Genomic DNA, 17,033 nt, shown 5'->3' on the forward strand with positions numbered 1-17,033 from the left:
GCGATTTATGCAATCGATTAGGTAATGCTCTTGCCCGGCGATGCCAGTGCCAAAACACTTTGCCCCATGAGAACGTGTTTCGTGCAAATATTCAATCGCTTATATGACAGGCAGATCAGATTGGCCGGACTTGTCGAAAGTCCGGTGAAACAAGAGGCTCGTCACAACGCTGCTGCGGGGCGTTTCAGGTCCCGGACAAACTCTTTTTCCGAAAGAGAAAGAGTGCGGCGGACACCGCACCCGTCAGCCGAAAGCGACGCCCGGCTCGACAGCTTTCTGAATGAAGCTATCAAGGTCTCGCGTGCACATTGGCTTGGAATAAAGGTAGCCCTGCAGATAGTCGCAGGAGAGTTCCTGCATGATTTTTCGTTGCGCGACCGTCTCCACCCCTTCCGCAGTCACGCTGAGATCGAGAGCCTGGGCGACGGCTATTATCGATTTCACAACGGCCAGTGCGTCGGCGTCCTGGTCCATATTCATGATGAAGCTGCGGTCAATCTTGATGCCGTCGACGGGCAGCTTGCGCAGATAGCTGAAGGAGGAGTAGCCGGTGCCGAAATCGTCGATGACGACCCGCGCGCCCTTGTTGCGCAGCCAGGTCAACAGCGACAGCGTTACCTGGTCGCTGCTCAGGAAGAGCCCCTCCGTCACCTCGAACACAAGCCGGTCGAGGGGAAGCTCAGCCGCGGAAGACGCGTCCTCGATATCCTTGTAGATCCGGTTCGTCTGCACCTGCCTTGGCGACACATTCACGTTCAGACGGACGTCATCGGCAATGCCCGGCATGCCGCTGAATTCGGCAAAGGATGTCTTGAACATCCACGCACCGATATCTCCGATCAGACCGCTGGCCTCCGCCGCCTCGATCATCCTGGCCGTATTGAGGAAGGTTCCCGATGGCGTGCGGAAGCGCATCAATGCCTCGAAAGAGGCGATGCTTTCGTCCTGAGCCCGCATGATCGGTTGGTAATGAACCGAGAATTCCGTCTGATTGCTCGTTCCCGTCAGGAGTGAGGCAAGGCGCAGCCGCTCGAACGCGGCTTCCTGCATGAGCGGATGGAAAACCGCGTGGTTGGTCAGCCCTTTCTGGCGAACATCATTCAAGGCTATCGACGCGAACCGCACCAGTTGCTCGGCGCTCTGGTCTTCGTTTTCCGCAGAAGCAAAACCAAGCCGCATGCGCAAGGTGATCTGGTTGTCGTCGAGGGCAATCGGTTCCTGAAAAGCTTCTTCCACACGTGCGACCACATCCTGGATCTTCTCGGCGGTACCGCCTTTCAGCAGGATGAGAAACTCGTCCTTTTCCTTGCGTGCAATCGTCAGGGCTTCCGGAAAGGTCTGGGAAAGCCTGTGCCCGGTCCGCTTCAGCACGGCACTGGCTTTTTCATCGCCGATGCCGTCAACGATAACCCGGAACCTTTGAATGTCCGAGTGAACCACCAGAAGCGGCGCGCCTGCAGCCGCATGGCGCTGGAAGGTTTCGATGAACCCGGAGAAGGTCGACAGTCCGGTGACCCGGTCGACATAGGCCAGGTTGCGAATGTGCTCCAGCAGCCCCGTCTTCTCATAGCCGAGCGCGACATTCGAGACAAACAGCTGCACAACTTCCGCACCAACGAGTTCCTCCATCAATTCCTCGGACATGCCGAGAAACAGCGCGCCGGTCATGCCATTGCGCGTAACAAGTGGCAGGGCAACCCCCTTCGGCGAGGAACAGGTGGCATGCGTCTCGATGCAGCGTGTCACGGAGGTACGGATGGTATCATCGCCGATCACGTCGACGGGGAGGTCGATCTTGTCTTCATAGTCACCCGTCGCCGCAAGAACGCGAATGTTCGACCGGTCGAAAGCTCCGTATTCCGGCAATGTCTCAAGTCCGCACAGCAGGCAATCGACCGGCTGGCCGACAAGATCGGCGAAATGCTTGAGCACTGCGGAGGAGAACTCGCTGAGAGCATTCTTCTCGACAATTACGGCAAATTGCTCGTTGAGCTGCTTCAGCTTTCTGCGGTTGATCTCCAGCGACATCACCAGCTTGTAACCGCGCAGCGCGGTGATGATGGCTGTGATGAGCTTGGTCCTGGAAAGTTCGGCCTTCTCGGTATAGCCGTCGATGTCGAACTTCATGATCACGTCGGCCTGTGGCGCATAGCCCGGTTGGCCGGTACGCAGGATCAGGCGCGTGAAATGGTTCTCAAGTTCCGACCGGATCCAGCTGACAAGGCCAAGACCCGCCGTATCGCTTTCCATGACGACATCGACGAGAGCAACGGCAATGTCGTTCTGCTCGACAAGGATCTGCCGGGCCTCCTGGGCGGACAAGGCATGCAGCAACTCGAAGGGACGGTTCTCGAACATGCAGCCGGAGACCGCTATCTTGGTCACTTCATGCACGTCCGGATCGTCATCGACAATCAGGATCTTCCAGGGCGATTTGGTGCTTTTCTTGATCTCTGGTTCGGAAGGTGCGAGGAAATCCATCACCATGTCAGTGCACCTTCTGTCCGAGCGTTTTTTTGGCATCTTTCATTGAGACCGCAGGAAATTCGATGGTGAATTCCGTGCCGGTGCCGACGGTCGAGGAAACGGAAATGGTGCCGTTCAAGGCTTCTGTCACCAATTGGTAGCAAATCGCCATCCCTAACCCCGATCCCCCTTTGCCGAACTTGGTCGTAAAGAAAGGCTCGAACACTTTCTTGAGATTCTTCTCCGGGATTCCTACACCAGAATCCTTGCACTTAAAGACTATCTTTTTCTCCCCCGTCCCGTTCTTGCCCCTGTCCCGGGACACAACGACACGTGAAGACAGTTTGATCACACCGTCGTTTCGCCCTTCGTAACCGTGCTTGATCGCGTTTTCCACGAGGTTGGAAACCAGCTGGCTCACAGCTCCCGGATAACTGTCGACAATTTCATCCGCGCCAAGGTCCAGCTCGACCGAGAAGGGCGTCTTCTTGATGGTCGGCTGCAGGGTTGCAAGGGTCTCACGAATGATGTGGTCGAAATTGAAGGACCGTTTCTTCTCGCTTTGACGGTCAACGGCAACCTGACGGAAATTGCCGACCAGGTCGCGGGCGCGACCGAGCGTCTTCTCGATGATGCTGGCGGTCTCGGAGATGCGCTCGACCTCGTTTTCAAGGGCTTCCTTGCTCAGTTTCTGCTCATCCAGTTCCCTGCGCAGGTATACCGTGGAATCCTTGATCGTGGTTGCGGCCATAAGCGCGTTGCCGAGCGGTGTGTTCAGTTCATGCGAAACCCCGGCGACAAGCGCACCGAGCGCGGCAAGGTTGTCCGCCTGGATGAGTTCTTCCTGCACCAACTTCAGCTGTTCCGTGCGGTGGGCCACCAGATCCTCAAGGTTAGTCTGGTATTCTTGAATTTTTTGCAAATCCAGATGCCGGCGTTGAACCATCGACTGCAGGCTTGCAGCCAGGATACCGATCTCGTCTGCCCGCCCCTGCATAAGTTCCGCCTTGGGAGGATCCTCGATCAGTCTGGGCGTCGACAGATAATCGACGATCGCCGAAAGCGGCTGGCCTATCAGACGCCGGAAAACCGTCCTGATCACGACCGCCAGAAGCAACAGGTAGATGATGATGGCGGTCACGATGAAACCGACCGTGGAGACAATCTCATACGAAATTGTATTGCGGTCGATGAGAATAAAGACCTGCCCGATCGCGTCCTTGTGGAGGATCGTGCTGGGAGAATTCAACGTATAGCTGAGAGCCTCTGCAGCCCTCGGCCCTGTCACCGGCTCACCGAAATTGCCTGTATCCGGTGTCTCGACCCAGACCTTTTCGACAACTTCCAGGCTTTCCAGACCCCGGATCAGTTGCAAGGTCGCATCGGCATTCACGGTCCAGATAGCGCGTTCGAAAGGCCGCTTGGTCGCCTGAAAGAAGGCTTCGGTAACGCGGATCGCGCGGGCGTGGGACGCATCCCAGGTAATCTTTGTCAGGATCCCGATGAAAATGACGCCGAGAATGGCAAAAAGGCCGAGCGTATAGAGAATGAAAGTCCGGGACAGGCTGGCGCGGCCCATCTCCTTGGGTGTGTATGGCAACGACGTACTGCCGCTCAGTGTCAAGACGCCCACCTCAGTTCATGGTGTCCGTTCCGTTGCACGAAAATCCGGCAGATCGCATTGTTTCGATATTTCCCGGAGACGGGTAAGCACCGAAGCGCAGGCGCGGACCGCCTCGTTAATTTCGCCATCACAGACACATCACTCTTGCCCCTTGCCCCTTGCCCCAGTCAAACGATCCAGGTTTCGAAGACCAAGTGATCAGGGCGTCGCTGTGCCTTGTATTCTGGGTAGGTTTTCTAAATTTTCCATAAAAATCAATTGTAAATTGAAACAGCCCCGCAGACCTTGGTAAGCGGTCAAGACTTGGCTGTGTAAATCGGATGATTTCAACGATTTCGAGCGGCATTGCATCATGCAATTGTTTCCGGCAGATACTCATGCCAGTCCGCTCCATCGCTGCCTTCGCACGCCTAAGCTCCTTGCAAGATCTTCATTTAATGAAGCTATTTGGCTCAGGCGTTGACAACCGAAAGGTAAGGCTTTGTCGGCTCCCGTGCTTCGGACGGCAGTTCGACAGCGTGGGAGGTTGCGGGCGACGCTTGAACCAGACGCCGGGAATCGGCTGCTTTCTGCTTCGGCGCCGCGGCGTCCTTGAGCATGTAGCCGATGTAACGGGTGGATTCGACGGCATCGTATCCGAGTTTCTTGCGCAGTTTTTTACGCAGCTTGGAGATGTGACTTTCGACGACACACTCGTCAACACCGTCATTCATGACGCCATAGACCGCGTTGAAGATCTGGGTCTTGGTCACCCGGCGCCCCTTGTTCTTGACAAGGTATTCGAGAATGCGGCGCTCACGGCGCGGCAGTTCCATGACGTCGCCGCCAACCAGCGGATCGCGGCCGTCGAAGAACACTTCGATCGCCCCCGTGCCCGCGGAGTTGTTCCGGGACGTGATCCGGCGCCGGAATGCACCGACCCGCGCAATGATTTCCCGGACATGCACAGGCTTCTTCAGCACATCGTCCAGCCCTGCGGAGAACAGGTCGAGTGTGCCTTCCAGATTGGCCGTGTCTTCCAGCGCAACGATCTGGGCTTCCGGACAACGGCTGCGGATCGGGGCGACAAAGCCGCAACGGTCCTCGCACTCGCCCAGAAGGATTGCATCGACCGATGCAAGATCCTGGGAGCAGGTGATTTCCAGCCAGTCTAGAAGTTCAGATGGTTGCAGTTCCAGGGAGGCGTAGCCTTCCCTCTCGAATGCCGAGGCATAGCCTGCGGTCACTATCTCTCTTGAGTCCACGATTATAAACATGTCAGCCCCTTGGATTTACCAATATGGAATCCGTAATTTTGGAGCTTCACAAGGTCAACATTTCTTCCCTATCTGGGCAGCTATTTTGAAATTCAAGGTATCGATAATTCATATATCCACATGGAAAACTAAATAAAAACTCACAGACTTTGCGGCTAAACTGAGAGAAAAGTTTAATAAAATTACAAAATCGCCGATTTCCGCGATCTTCATTAGGATTTAATCCAGATATATACAAAAAACGCCGCCAGAAAAAGCAGCATTTCAAAGTTTATACTTTAAATGTGGAAAATGGTTTACGTATCGGCAGCCAATGCCGCTGCCAAATCCGCGAAGGGATCGGACGGTGCAACCTGATCGGATCGCTGTCGCAACGCCTCGTAGATTTTCGGTACGAGCCGGCAAGCTTTCTCCAGTTTCTCGTCCCCGGAAATCTGAAAGCCACCCATGAGCCGAAGGTCTTTGGTGTCCTCGTAGTGGGAAATCAGACCCTTGATGCGGTGGATCAGCTCCTGCTGGTCACGGGTCCACGCGCGATCGGCAAGGCGTGAGGTGGACTTCAGGACGCTGACAGGCGGGTAACGGCCGGATTCGGCGATCTGCCGGTCCAGCACAATATGCCCGTCCAGAAGTCCCCGGATCGTGTCAGAAACCGGATCGTTGTGATCGTCTCCATCGACGAGCACCGAGAATATTCCCGTTATCGACCCCTCGCCGCTGCTCCCGGGACCGGCCCGCTCGATAAGGCGCGCAAGATCGGCAAAGACGCTTGGCGGATAGCCGCGCGCGACAGGCGGTTCCCCCGCAGCCAGGGCCACATCGCGCGCGGCATGGGCAAAGCGTGTCGCCGAATCCAGAATGAGCAGCACCTTGTGACCCTGCGCGCGGAAATATTCGGCAACACTCATCGCCGTTTTGGGCGCAAGACGGCGCTGCATGGCACTTTCATCGCCGGTTGAGGCGACGACGACCGAATTGGCAAGGGTCTCACCCAGGATATCGTCGATGAATTCGCGCACCTCGCGTCCACGCTCGCCGACGAGGCCGACGACCACCGTGTCAAAATCGCCAAAACCGGCGAGCATGCCGAGCAAGGTGGATTTGCCGACGCCGGAGCCGGCGAAAACGCCGACGCGCTGGCCGACGCAAAGCGGCGTGAAGAGGTCGATCACCCGCACACCCGTGCGAACGCCCTCGGAGATCTTCGCCCGGTTCATCGCTGGCGGCGGTGCCCGGTCAAGCAGGAAGGCCTCAACCCCGTGAGCCAGCGGCCCGGCCTCGTCGATCGGTTCGCCAAGTGCGTTGATGATGCGGCCACGCCAGCTCATGTCCGGGTGAATGGCAAAGCCGCCCATGACGGAGGCAACGCTGCCGATGCCGATATCCGTGACCCGCTCAAGCGGCTTGATCACCACATCCTTCTGGTCGAGCCGGATAATCTCGCCCTGGCGGATCCCCGCCCGGCCTTCGAACTGCACCAGATCTCCAAGGCAGACAACGCGAGACAGACCGGAGACGCGTATCGCTTCCGTCGAAACCTGCGTGACCCGTCCGCTCAATTTGACCGGTCCGGTTTCCGTATCAAGCGCGGCCAGCGAAGCCGAAATCTGGTCAAGTGCGTTCAGATGCGGAGCGTTGGGCATGGCGTTCCTGAAGAGCTTTCAAAACATCAAGCGGCAGATGATTGGCCTTGTGGGCGGCGAGGCTGTCCAGCCCGGCTTTGTCGGGTAGAACCGGTTTCGCCTCTTCCAACTTTGGGGGAAGATCGAGGTACGAGACCGAGGATCCGTTGCCGTCACGCACGGGCTTGTCCGCGTTCCCGCCGGTCAGCAGATTTGCTAGAGCCGGCGCGTCGGCCAGCGCTTGTTTTGCACCGGTCGAAGCCACAGTCTCACCCAGAAGCATCTGAGACGTCACTTCGCTCATAGCCGGTGACCTGTCTGGATCAAGTGAGGGCTTAGGTGCCGGAACGGGGACTTCAGACTGTTCAGTCACCGGTTCGGGCGTATGCACTTCTGCTAGCGTAGCCGAGTTGCCTGCCGATGGTTCAGCCGGCCCCTTGAACCGGTCCCCAACTGCATTATAGGCGAGCATCGCCCCCAGGCCGACGGGACCTCCGAGTGCAAAGCCATAGAGGGCATTGCCCGTCTTGCGGGCTTCGTCCGAGATCCTGTCATTGGTGACCGCGCGATAAAGTTCGGCAACACCCGGGATATGCTGCAAGGGATTGATGACATCGATGAAGTCGCCGAAACTGAAGGACGAGCCTTTGTCTTCGGCAACAGCAGCATTTCGCGCAGGCTTTGGCTCTTTCGCGGTTCCTGGCCCTTGCATTGCCGCTGCCAGATCCAGGGGCCGGCCGGTGGACTGAACGCCTTCCACCGCCGTCATGACGTGGCTCCGAGTTCCCGGATCGCCTTCTCCTGGCTCTCGTTACTGCCGTCGATCATCTTGGTGGCGCTTTCAAAGGCGCGCGAGATCATGATCATCTTGGTCATTTCCCGCACCGGATTGATGTTCGCACCTTCCACATATCCCTGGCGCACGCCGTTCCGGTCGTAGGTCTGGACCGGCGTAACAGGTTTGTCCGGGATGACTGCTGAATTCTCGGCCCGGGTGAGCTGTGCGTCTTCCGGGATCAGGAACAGACCGACCTGTCCGACGACGCCAACGTCCCCTTGCGAAATCTCGCCTGACTGGGTGATCAGCGGCATGCCGCCGTCCGGATCGAGCGAGATCGCCTGGCCGCCTGTTCCAAGGATCTGCTGGCCCGTAAGGGTGCGTAGCGTCCCGTCCTGGCCAATCTCCAGGCGGCCGTCGCGGGTATAGGATACCCTGCCCCCGGCATCGCGGATCGCGAACCAGGCTTCTCCCTCGACGGCAAGATCAAGCGGATTGTCCGTCTTGTTCAGGCTGCCGCCCTGACGCGAGATGTATTTCTCGCCGCCGGTGGCAAAGCTCACGTTGTCCTGTCCGGCCTTGGAGATGAGCTCGGCGAATTTGACCTCGTCGGCGCGATATCCGGCCGTATTCATGTTGGCGACATTGCGGGCCACTGTTTCGAGCCGGTTGGACAGCGCCACCTGTGCGGAAAGCGCGACGTAAAGAGCGTCCTGCATGGATCAAAAGCCTCCGAGGCGAAATTTCTGGATGCTGGCGAGCAGCCCCTCACCCATCTGGACAATGGCGCGACCGTTGCCGTAGAGCGCCAGCGTCGGCGAGGTCCCTCCGCCCGGACCATTGGAGAGGTCATAGAGGGCGGAGAAGCGGTTGAGGAACTTCGACAGGTAGTCGGCATCGCCGAACTTGTCGAAGTCGAGATGCTCCTCCAGATAAGCCGCCTGCTTGTCGATGTCGGACATGGCGAATTCCTGCGGCAGGCCAAGCGAGGTATAGACCGCCTCGGACAGTGCCCGGTCCGCCAGGACGTCATAGGCATTGGTGATATCCGGCGCGCGGCGTTCGAAATAGAGTGCCAGACGGACTCCCTGGTTCTGTTCGCCCTCGCGTACTTCCAGAGTCTGCCGGTGGAATTTCGCCACGATCGCGTCCTGGGTTCTGGAAAAGGACGTCGTTGTCTCGCCGTAGCGCTTGAAATTGAAGACTTCAGCGAATTTCTTGTATTTTGTGTCGGCTAGCTGGTTGGCAAAGGCCTCGCGGTCGTCCGTGCCCTCTTCCAGCACCTTGCGCATGAAGGCCTTGGCGTAGGTCATGTCTTCCAGGCCCATGGCCGTCATCGCATAGTTGAAGATCCGGTCGTCGGCGAGGAAGTCGTCGATGGACTTAATATTGCGGATGTTCTCCAGGTAATACGCGCTCTGGCGTTCCACCATCGGGTCGGTGGCCACCGTCTTCAGCGAGCGCTCCATATTGGTTCTGACCAGTTGAACCTGCGTCAACGTGTTGATCATGGCGTTCTTCCCGTTCGAGAGCCCATCAGCGGGCAGGCGTTGGGGAAACCATCCCTGCCAAAGCTTACGCCAGGCTGACGGCAAACGAGATTCTCGCCGCCCTCCAGCGCGTCAGCTTCGGACAAGTCTCGCTGTCTAGCGTCCTCCCGACATGAATTGAACTTCGCACCAAATGGGAGCTGTTAGGTGACTATTCTAATCGGCCTGATCATTGCCGGCGCGTCCCTTATCGGCGGTTTCGCCGCGCTCGGAGGCAAGGTCTCCGTGCTGTGGCAGCCATGGGAACTCGTCATCATCCTCGGTGTCGCCATCGGCGCCTTTGTCGTTGCCAACCCGATGAAGGTGATCAAGGGCACTGTTGTTGCTGTCACCGACGCGCTGCGCAACGCCGTTCCGAACAAGCGCGAATATCTCGACGTCCTGGCGCTGCTTTACGGCCTTATGCGCGAATTACGCGCCAAGGGCCGAAACCAGGTCGAGCCGCATATCGAGGATCCGAACACTTCGCCGATCTTCCAGAAGTACCCTTCGGTCCTTCGCAATGCCAACCTGACGACCTTCATCTGCGACTACTTCCGCCTGATCATCGTCGGCAATGCCCGCGCCCATGAAATCGAGGCGCTGGTGGACGAGGAACTGCATACGATCCACCGCGACCAGATGAAGCCGTTCCACGCCATGAGCAGCATCGCGGATGCACTGCCTGCCATCGGCATCATTGCCGCGGTGCTCGGTGTCATCAAGGCTATGGGCGCCATCGACCAGTCGCCGCAGCTTCTCGGCAGCCTCATCGGCGCCGCGCTCGTCGGTACGTTCGTCGGCATCTTCTTCTCCTATTCGCTGTTCGGTCCGATCGCGACCAAGATCCGCAGTGTCCGCGAGGCCCGGATGCGCACCTACATCGTCGTCAAGCAGACCTTGCTTGCCTTCATGAACGGTGCAGACCCGCAGATCGCCCTGGAGCACGGCCGCAAAACGATCTCCGACTATGACCGTCCGACCATCGACGAAGTGGAAAACGAGACCATGAGCGCCGGTGCCGGTGCCGACAATGTCCAGGACCTGCAGGGAGCCGCCTAAGCCATGATTGAAGCAGCGACCGCCAGCTCAAAGGCCTCCAGTTCCGAACGCGCGATGATCGCCGACCGCCTGCTGGACGCCGCCGGCATCTCCGTCGACCGCCTGCCGATGCTTCCGGTGGTCTTCGACCGCATGGCCCGCCTGATGGCCGATGCCATGCGTCAGAAGTCACCCTCGCCGTCCTATATTTCGGTGAGCTACGTGGAGAACAACCGCATCGGCGACGTGCTCGACGAGTTCGAATCCAACGCCCTTGTCGCCGTGCTCTATTCGCCCGAATGGGACGCCCGCGTGCTGGTGGGTTTCGACCGGGATTTCATCTTTACCCTGGTCGACGTGCTCTTCGGCGCCGACGGTACCGAACCCCCGATCGACGACGAACGGCCCTTCTCGAACATTGAGACCCGCATTGCCCGGACGATGTTCGAGGTTGCCGCGAAGGCGCTTGCGGAGAGCTTCGCCCCGATTGCCGAGACGACGATGAAGATCGAGCGGATCGAAAGCCGCATGGACTTTGCCGTCGTCGGCCGGCGCAACAATCCGGCGGTGGTGGCCCGGCTGCTGCAACAGGCCATTGGCCGCGGCGGCGAGGTTTTCATCGTCATGCCGCATTCGACGCTGAACCCGCTGCGCCAGCGCCTCTCCCAGGTTCTGTCCGGCGAAATGTCGAGCCGCGACAAGCAGTGGACCCAGCATTTCCACAACGAAATCCAGCGGACGGAAGTCAAGTTGGAAGCCATTTTGGAAGAACGCGAAATGTCTCTTGGCGATCTCGCGGACCTTAGGGTCGGCCAGGTCATCGAGCTCCAGGCAACCGCGCGCTCTCCAGTCACCCTCGCCTGCAACGAGCAGCCGATCTTCACCTGCCAGCTCGGCCAGCTGAACGGCTCCTACACGTTGCAGATCGATGAACTCATCCATGAGGAAGAAAAGGATCTGTTCGATGATCTCCGCAATCGTTGATGGCGTCCTCCTGATCGCGCTGGTCGCGACCACGGTGCGGATGCTGATTATGCACCGGGAGCTGCGCCGGCTTGGGACCTTTCACGAGGACTACCAGCGCATCTTCGATCAGACCGCCCTGGCGCTCGACGGCATCGAGGTGTCGATCCAGGAAATCAACGTCAAGGGCGCCCAGATCCTCAACGCCCTCGGCAGCCGCATGGACGATGCGCGCGAGCTGATCGCCGAGATCGATGGGCTGACCCGGGAAGCCAAGCGCCAGCAATCCGTGCTGAAGGCGGAGTTGAAGGAACTCTCCAAGGCAACGGCAACGCTGCAGACACCGAAACGTTTTGAACCTGTCCGCGACGACCTGGAGCTTTTCGAAGACGACCTGACGTCCGACCGTGGCGGGCTGCCCGTCGCTGTCCAGACCTCTGCTCGCAAGGAGCCGACGATCCATCGCGGCCAGCCCGTGCAGCAGGTGCAGACCCGCATCCACCGTATCGACAACACGCTGCAGAGCCCGTTCCGCACCGTCTCCATGAACCAGAAGGATAAGATGTAATGTCCGACACGATCATCGATCACATCGACAGCGAAAAGTCCCCGAAGACCCGCCCGGCCGACGCCACCAACTTCGCAAAAGTCGAAGCGCCGGAGAAAGACCGCGCCGGGGAGACCATCGGCGACGATCGCAATCTCGACACCATCCTCGGAATTCCGGTGAACATCCAGGTGGTACTGGGGTCTGCGACCATGCTGGTCTCCAACCTTCTGAAGCTTGGCCGCGGCGCCGTCATTCCGCTGAACCACCGCGTCGGCGAGCCGATCGACATCGTCGTAAACGGCCGTGTCATCGCCCGCGGCGAGGTCGTGGTGGTGGAGGATGACAATTCCCGTTTCGGTGTCTCCCTCACCGAAATCATCAGCGCCCAGGCCGGCGCCCTGGAGATGTGAGGCCGGGGCCATCCGGTCCCGTCCCCCAATCTTTTCCAAGCTGACTTTCCAGGAATGAAGTGATCATGACGAGCTCCGCCAACGCCGCCGCCGCGACCGCTGCGCAACTTGCGAGACCCCCGACACCGCCCGCCCGCCGCCTCAACGGCGTCCAGCGGGTCGCCGCCCTGCTGCTGTCTCTGGGCAGGACCAGTTCCCAGAAGCTGCTCCGGCACTTCGACCAGGAAGAAATCCGCATGATCACCGTTTGCGCCGCCCAGCTCGGCACGGTCGCCTCGGAGGAACTTGACCGGCTGGCGGAAGAATTCATCCAGCAGTTCTCGACCGGCACGACGCTCTATGGTTCTGCCAACGAGGTGGAAAAGATGCTGGAGGGTGTCCTGCCCGAAGACCAGCTCGCCGACATCATGTCGGACGTCCTCGGCAATTCGAACCGCTCGATCTGGGACCGGTTGACGACAGTATCCGAAACTGTCTTCGCCAATTACCTGCTGAAGGAACATCCGCAGACCGCGGCGCTGATCCTGACCAAGATCAAGCCGAGCGCGGCCGCCAAGGTTCTCGGCCAGATCAATGCCCAGACCCGCAATTCGCTGGTCCGGCGTATGCTGTCCATCAAGGCGGTCGTGCCGGAGATCATGCGTGACGTGGAAAAGACCATGCATGAGGACTTCATGCTGAACCTCTCCGGCACGCTGGAGGCGGACAGCCATGCACGCATGGCCGACATCCTCAACAAGATGGACCGCGAGCATATGGAAGACGCGCTGGAAAACCTCAACGAAGTGAAACCGAAGACGGCCGAACTCCTGAAGGGGCTGCTCTTCACCTTCGACGATATCACCAACCTCAACGCCCGCACCCGCATGGCAATCTTCGACCAGATTCCGACGGACCGTATCGTGCTGGCGCTGAAGGGCACCAACGGACAGTTCCGGGAAGTGATCCTGTCGTCGCTGACCTCGCGCGCCCGGCGCATTGCCGAGCACGAGCTGGCAGCCGGCGAACCGGCGGCGCAGCGCGATGTCCTGGACGCCCGCAGCACCATCACCAACCTGGCACTGGAAATGGCGGCCCGGGGTGAGATCGAACTCAATCCGAAACAGGACGAGGGAGCCTTTTTCGCCTGACATCCGCTTACCTGAACCAAAACGCGAATATCCGGAAGCGCGGTGGGTGAATGGCAGAAGAAGACAAGGATTCAAAAACAGAAGAGCCGACCGAGAAAAAGATCAGCGATGCCGTCGAGAAAGGCAACACGCCGGTCTCCCGGGAAGCTCCGGTGCTCGCAACGTTCGTCGCGGCTCTTCTGATCGGAAGTTTCGTCGTGATGTCGGCATCGCGCCAGCTCGTCGCTCAGCTGACGCATCTTCTGGACATATCAGGAGGAGTGGACCTTGGAAACAGCGCTGATGCCCTGCTGCTCACCCACACGGTATCGATCGAGGTCATGCGCTTTCTGGCGCCCATCGTCGCCATTCTCGCAGTGTCGGGCCTTGCTTCGGCCTTCCTGCAGAATTCGCCTAGCATCGTCTTTCACCGCATCAAGCCGGATATTTCCAAACTCTCGCCCCTCAAGGGCTGGAACCGCATTTTCGGCGCCCAGGGCCTCGTGGAATTCCTCAAGGCCGTTTTCAAATTCTCCACGGCCAGTGCCATCGTCTATGGCCAGTTCCGGGCGAAAGAAGCGGAACTGATCAACGCCATGTTCACAGACCCCAGCGCCCTGCCCGAAGCGATCCTGCAGATTTCCATGAAGCTGATCGCGGGGGTGTGTATCGTCACCATCCTGCTCGTCACCGTCGACATTCTCTGGTCGCGCGCCCATTGGCGCAAGAACCTGCGCATGAGCAAGCAGGAGATCAAGGACGAGCACAAGCAGATGGAAGGCGATCCGATCGTCAAGGCGCGGCAGCGCTCCCTCGCCCGCGACCGCGCGCGAAACCGCATGATCGCCGCCGTGCCGCAGGCAACCCTTGTGGTCGCCAACCCGACCCACTTTGCAGTTGCCCTGCGCTATGACGGGGAACAAAATCCCGCTCCGGTTGTTGTAGCAAAGGGGCAGGATCTGATTGCGCTGAAGATCCGCGAGATCGCGGAGGCCAATAACATTCCCGTGATCGAGGACAGGCAACTGGCCCGCTCCCTATACGCAGCTACGGAAGTCGAGAGGATGATTCCGCCGGAATTCTACAGGGCAGTTGCGGAAATCATTTGCTACGTGTACTCACGCCAGGCCAAAACTGCTGTATAAATTAATGTATCTGGAGGTCCGGGGAATGCACGATATGCCTGAAGGCAACGGAAACAGGCCGTCGTCCCTGGACTGCGACCGTCAGCGCCAGCAAGCGATCGCGGCCGCCCTCACCGACTTCATCGAGGATCTGAAACTCGTGGATGTGGTCGATTTCGTCGCCTATATCCGCACGGACCAGCACGGCAATATCGAGGAACTGATTAAGACGTCCGCCGAGCTCTTCTTCAAGGAAGGCTCGCTGCGCTATTCCATGGCAGCACAAGCGGACGTCGAATGGGAAGAGACGCCGAAGATCTCGCTCGACCTGGAGTTCTTCAACAAGGGCGTCTGGATCTACTTCACCGTCGTGCTTGCCTGGCCGGACAATGCTGTCAACGTTTCTTACGTCGAGGTGCCGGATGCGGGCGGCGACAAGGTCAAAGAGACGGAGATGCTGCTCGAAGCGCTGAAGGATGCACGGTTGAGGTAGGGTACTACTCTTGGTATAAAATTCTTGGATCGCAGCCGGAAAATCAGTTTTTCGCCACGCCCCACTAGGGCGAACCAAGTCGTATATTGCCAGATCGTGGCACAGGCTTGGTTGAGGACAAACTGAAGTAACGCGACCACTGGTTCCAGACGTCACTTTTCTTTTTGGAAACCCAATAGCGTGTCCAGAAAGCCAACAATACCGCGAGCTGCGACCTTGTCGCCAACCTGCCATTCGGCATAGGAATTGCCGACCAAGGGCCTGTATATTGCCAATGCCTTGTAGAGTGTGTCTTCCAGTTCTTCAGTCGAGGGATTGGAGATTTCCGGTGTCACACTGCCGGTCACCGTGCCGTAGCGGTCGAATAGAATGAATTTGACGCTCACCACTTCTGCCCCGTTCAAGGTCATACCGTTGGCGAAATATAGAACGTTCCGCTGTTTATCGAGCGTCGGGTAGATCTTCCACCCTGTGGCCTCAAAGTGTTGACCAAGCGCCTCACCCTGTTCAAGCAAGGTCTCCGTCAAAGAGTTGAGAAGGGATTCAATTTTTTCGGAGACTTCGCTGCCCCAACCATCATAAGAAATGCGCCCCTCATCGCTCGGCGCGTAAAAGCCTACCCAGGCGACACCTGGAAAGGGCTTGAACAAGATCATATCATCGCTGGAGCATTGATCAGGTGGAAAACCATTGAATTCTACCAAGAATTTGCACCTCTCCTCCGCGTTAAGATAATAGCCTCGCCCATCCACCGGCGTGAGTGTCCCTCTGCCGGCGCTTAGCGGCTGGGTAAAAGGTATGGGATGGTAATTCGCTCCTGCCACTTGCAAGATTAATCGTTTGGCGAACCAGCAAACCGTTGCCACCAACGGAAAAACGTATTTCTGATAAACACGCTTTATCATTGGACCTCCCAAAACTTCAAAATCAAAATAGCGGGTGAAGAATATCTGCACGAGAAATCCACCGGTAATACTCACGCGTCAGCCTTCTCATAACGGGTTTGCTGGAGAACCGCAGCATGCATTCACCCAAGCGGTGCGATTTTGTCGAACAGCCCCTTTTGGGTGTCCCAGGCTGACCTGGTACACCGATCTTAAGCCCGGTCTGCCTTTGCTTTTTCGTAGGTGGCATCCAGCCTGGATCTCAGATACTCAGCCCCGGAAATCGGCGGATATTTCGCCGACCGGCCTGCTGACTGACATCCTGGCAGGCAGGCGATCTCCGCATCCGGGTTCGGATCCAGGAAAAAGGCGATCGAATAGCGCTCCATGCCGCTGTCGTTGACGACCCGGTGCGGGGTGGAAACGTAAGTATCGTTGGACCAGCGCATCAGGCAGTCGCCGATGTTGCAGATGAACGCCCCCTCCAGCGTTGGTGCTTTCAGCCAGGCGCCATCACGGCGGCGTACCTCCAAACCTCCGACCTGATCTGGAAGAAGCAAGGTCAGGTTGCCGTAGTCGGTATGTGTACCGGCGCCCAGCTGGCCTTCCCGGACACGGGCGGGCTGCGGCGGATAATGCAGCAGGCGTAATGTGGCGAGCGGTGCATCAAGCTTGTCTTCAAAGAAATCCGGGTCCGACCCAAGATCGAGCGCAATTGCCCGGTGCATCTGCCGGCCGAGGCTCCAGACCGCATCGAAATAGGTGAGCAACGTCTCCTTCCAGCCGGGGATCTCCGGCCACTGGTTCACCGCCCGGAACGGTTCGCCCGCAAGGATCCGCGGATCGTCCGGTGCAAGATTCCAGCCTATGTTGAAGGCTTCCTTCAGGTCCGAAGGTTTTGCCGGATCCAGCGCCTCGCCTTCCATCGGCACATAGCCGCGATTGGTTTTGAAGAAATCCTTTGTCAGCGCCATCTTGTCGTCGAGCGGCAAGGCGAAGAGCGCGTGGGAGGCAGCGAAAGTTCGATCGATCAAGCCTGGATCAATGCCGTGACCGGTTACATAGAAAAAGCCGACTTCCCGCGCGGCACAGCCCAATTCTTCTGCGACCCTATCGAGACCGTTTTTCCCGGAGGACAAGGCACTAAGGTCGATAACGGGAAGGTTCATGGCAACTTCACTTTC

Annotated in this window: 16 protein-coding genes; 7 read left to right on the forward strand and 9 right to left on the reverse strand. The window is 58.4% G+C overall.

Features of this window, described 5'->3' with window-relative positions:
- Window positions 1-243: 243 nt before the first annotated feature.
- From ACX3M4_RS04575 to ACX3M4_RS04605, 7 genes are all read right to left on the reverse strand, one after another.
- Window positions 244-2,487: an EAL domain-containing response regulator gene (locus tag ACX3M4_RS04575; protein WP_459357411.1), complete on the reverse strand. Its 2,244-nt coding sequence runs from the start codon at window positions 2,485-2,487 to the stop codon at window positions 244-246.
- Window position 2,488: 1 nt separating this feature from the next.
- Window positions 2,489-4,090, reverse strand: coding sequence for a sensor histidine kinase (locus tag ACX3M4_RS04580; RefSeq protein WP_459357412.1), 1,602 nt, complete (start codon window positions 4,088-4,090; stop codon window positions 2,489-2,491).
- Between the two features lie 452 nt (window positions 4,091-4,542).
- Window positions 4,543-5,316: a winged helix-turn-helix domain-containing protein gene (locus ACX3M4_RS04585; RefSeq protein WP_459357413.1), complete on the reverse strand. Its 774-nt coding sequence runs from the start codon at window positions 5,314-5,316 to the stop codon at window positions 4,543-4,545.
- Window positions 5,317-5,642: 326 nt separating this feature from the next.
- Window positions 5,643-6,989: a FliI/YscN family ATPase gene (locus ACX3M4_RS04590; RefSeq protein ID WP_459357414.1), complete on the reverse strand. Its 1,347-nt coding sequence runs from the start codon at window positions 6,987-6,989 to the stop codon at window positions 5,643-5,645.
- Complete coding sequence (locus tag ACX3M4_RS04595; RefSeq protein ID WP_459357415.1) at window positions 6,958-7,737, reverse strand: hypothetical protein; 780 nt, start codon at window positions 7,735-7,737, stop codon at window positions 6,958-6,960. Before ACX3M4_RS04595 ends, ACX3M4_RS04590 begins: the two co-directional genes overlap by 32 nt.
- Window positions 7,734-8,465: a flagellar basal-body rod protein FlgF gene (flgF, locus tag ACX3M4_RS04600; protein WP_459357416.1), complete on the reverse strand. Its 732-nt coding sequence runs from the start codon at window positions 8,463-8,465 to the stop codon at window positions 7,734-7,736. Before flgF ends, ACX3M4_RS04595 begins: the two co-directional genes overlap by 4 nt.
- Window positions 8,466-8,468: 3 nt before the next feature.
- Window positions 8,469-9,257 carry a DUF1217 domain-containing protein gene (locus ACX3M4_RS04605; protein WP_459357417.1) on the reverse strand — a complete coding sequence of 263 codons (789 nt, stop codon included), beginning with the start codon at window positions 9,255-9,257 and terminating at the stop codon, window positions 8,469-8,471.
- A gap of 186 nt (window positions 9,258-9,443) precedes the next feature.
- Between ACX3M4_RS04605 and motA the strand changes: the two genes are divergently transcribed.
- The 7 genes from motA to ACX3M4_RS04640 all read left to right on the forward strand — a co-directional run bounded on the left by motA (window position 9,444) and on the right by ACX3M4_RS04640 (window position 14,965).
- Entirely contained in the window at window positions 9,444-10,337 is an 894-nt protein-coding gene (gene motA / locus ACX3M4_RS04610; protein ID WP_459357418.1) for a flagellar motor stator protein MotA, read from the forward strand.
- Window positions 10,338-10,340: 3 nt separating this feature from the next.
- Entirely contained in the window at window positions 10,341-11,300 is a 960-nt protein-coding gene (locus ACX3M4_RS04615; RefSeq protein ID WP_459357419.1) for a flagellar motor switch protein FliM, read from the forward strand.
- Window positions 11,281-11,847 (forward strand): hypothetical protein, encoded by a 567-nt coding sequence (locus ACX3M4_RS04620; protein WP_459357420.1) that lies wholly within the window; start codon window positions 11,281-11,283, stop codon window positions 11,845-11,847. Before ACX3M4_RS04615 ends, ACX3M4_RS04620 begins: the two co-directional genes overlap by 20 nt.
- Window positions 11,847-12,239, forward strand: a complete 393-nt coding sequence (fliN, locus tag ACX3M4_RS04625; protein WP_459357421.1) for a flagellar motor switch protein FliN — start codon at window positions 11,847-11,849, stop codon at window positions 12,237-12,239. Before ACX3M4_RS04620 ends, fliN begins: the two co-directional genes overlap by 1 nt.
- Before the next feature lie 65 nt (window positions 12,240-12,304).
- Window positions 12,305-13,369: a flagellar motor switch protein FliG gene (locus ACX3M4_RS04630; protein WP_459357422.1), complete on the forward strand. Its 1,065-nt coding sequence runs from the start codon at window positions 12,305-12,307 to the stop codon at window positions 13,367-13,369.
- Between the two features lie 50 nt (window positions 13,370-13,419).
- Window positions 13,420-14,493 carry a flagellar biosynthesis protein FlhB gene (gene flhB, locus ACX3M4_RS04635; protein ID WP_459357423.1) on the forward strand — a complete coding sequence of 358 codons (1,074 nt, stop codon included), beginning with the start codon at window positions 13,420-13,422 and terminating at the stop codon, window positions 14,491-14,493.
- A 25-nt stretch (window positions 14,494-14,518) separates the two neighbouring features.
- On the forward strand, window positions 14,519-14,965 hold the full coding sequence (locus ACX3M4_RS04640; protein ID WP_459357424.1) for a hypothetical protein: 447 nt from the start codon (window positions 14,519-14,521) through the stop codon (window positions 14,963-14,965).
- Between the two features lie 152 nt (window positions 14,966-15,117).
- On the opposite strand, the gene ACX3M4_RS04645 is transcribed toward ACX3M4_RS04640, so the two are convergent.
- Both ACX3M4_RS04645 and ACX3M4_RS04650 read right to left on the reverse strand, forming a co-directional pair.
- Window positions 15,118-15,945 (reverse strand): DUF2167 domain-containing protein, encoded by an 828-nt coding sequence (locus ACX3M4_RS04645; protein WP_459357425.1) that lies wholly within the window; start codon window positions 15,943-15,945, stop codon window positions 15,118-15,120.
- A 116-nt stretch (window positions 15,946-16,061) separates the two neighbouring features.
- A complete protein-coding gene (locus tag ACX3M4_RS04650; protein WP_459357426.1) occupies window positions 16,062-17,018 on the reverse strand; it encodes an isopenicillin N synthase family dioxygenase in 957 nt (318 codons plus the stop codon).
- Window positions 17,019-17,033: the final 15 nt, after the last annotated feature.

Source organism: Roseibium sp. M-1 (assembly GCF_054515675.1).